At 61.1% G+C, this 964-nt stretch carries 2 protein-coding genes; both read right to left on the bottom strand.

The features are described from left to right. Positions 1–17: 17 nt before the first annotated feature. A complete protein-coding gene (locus BSIN_RS25025) occupies positions 18–365 on the bottom strand; it encodes a L,D-transpeptidase family protein (protein WP_143757275.1) in 348 nt (115 codons plus the stop codon). Next, a partial coding sequence (locus tag BSIN_RS02060; protein WP_218192392.1) for a hypothetical protein occupies positions 362–964 on the bottom strand: 603 nt, incomplete at its 5' end. The genes BSIN_RS25025 and BSIN_RS02060, both read right to left, overlap by 4 nt.

The raw sequence follows: 964 nt of genomic DNA, 5'->3' as shown, positions 1-964 counted from the left end.
ATACGCGTTTGGCACGTTCAGTTTTGAATAATCAGTTTGTCGGTCGAACAGCAGTCCACGAGCGCGTCGTACACGTCGGCGGTTACGTTGATGCAACCGTGCGTCACCTGATTGCGATCGGCCGCATTCACGGATTGAATGCGCTGTGCCCGGCGCTCACTCGGAATGCGGGTCCATACTCGGTGAATGGCATAGACCCCATGCGCGTCACGAGCAAAGGCCAGTACGTCCCCGCCGTATCCCGGTTCACGCGTGGCGGCATGGACGATCGGGTAGGTGCCGCGCGGGGTATCCGCGCCGACGAGCGCCGGATGACACCGACCCGAAAAGCAGATCAGGGCGGTGGCAAGATGGACGGTAATCATTGGCGGATATTCGCGATGATGGGCAGCGGGGGCGGGGCCGGCGGTTCGATCACGCCGACTTCGCACGCACGCAAAGTGATTTTTGTTTGCGTCTGCTGGTTGGCTGAAGACGAGCCCATGCCGCCTTGCCCCCACGCGCCAGTTGACCCACCTCCGCCGAGCGCAAGGTTTCGTGCGCCGGCTGTCCCGATCACGGCGGTCGAGATAATCGCCTGCGTCCCCATCAGGTGAGTGCGTCCATCCGGCATCAGCACCCGGTCGTAATAGCGAACGACGCCGTTTTCATCGGTGACGGGCTCAAGTTCATCCGTCGTACCCTGATCCACGTCGGAGTTGATGAGCATGCCGAAGAACTTGCCCTTGACGGGGGTGTGAACGACCCGTTGAAGCGGGCCGCATGCGGTGACGGTCAGGGCCGCAGACGTTGCGCCAACCGCGCTCGGCGGCGTAGCGGGCACAACAGGCGGAATCCAGATCGATTTGTAGTCGGAGTGTGACGATGCATCGACATTTGTCAACGTCGGACGTAATTTCCCCAGAAGTGTCGAAGTAAAATTCCCCCACCCTGTTCGGACGGTGATCAGCCGGCGATGTGATCG

It is taken from the genome of Burkholderia singularis (assembly GCF_900176645.1).
Lineage (GTDB): Bacteria > Pseudomonadota > Gammaproteobacteria > Burkholderiales > Burkholderiaceae > Burkholderia > Burkholderia singularis.
Note: the sequence above shows the minus strand (reverse complement) of the source record. Positions and strands in the feature narration are given on the sequence as shown.

What these genes read in the sequence shown, in the direction of transcription:
- BSIN_RS25025 (WP_143757275.1), bottom strand. Translation starts at nt 365, where the DNA reads ATGATTACCGTCCATCTTGCCACCGCCCTGATCTGCTTTTCGGGTCGG.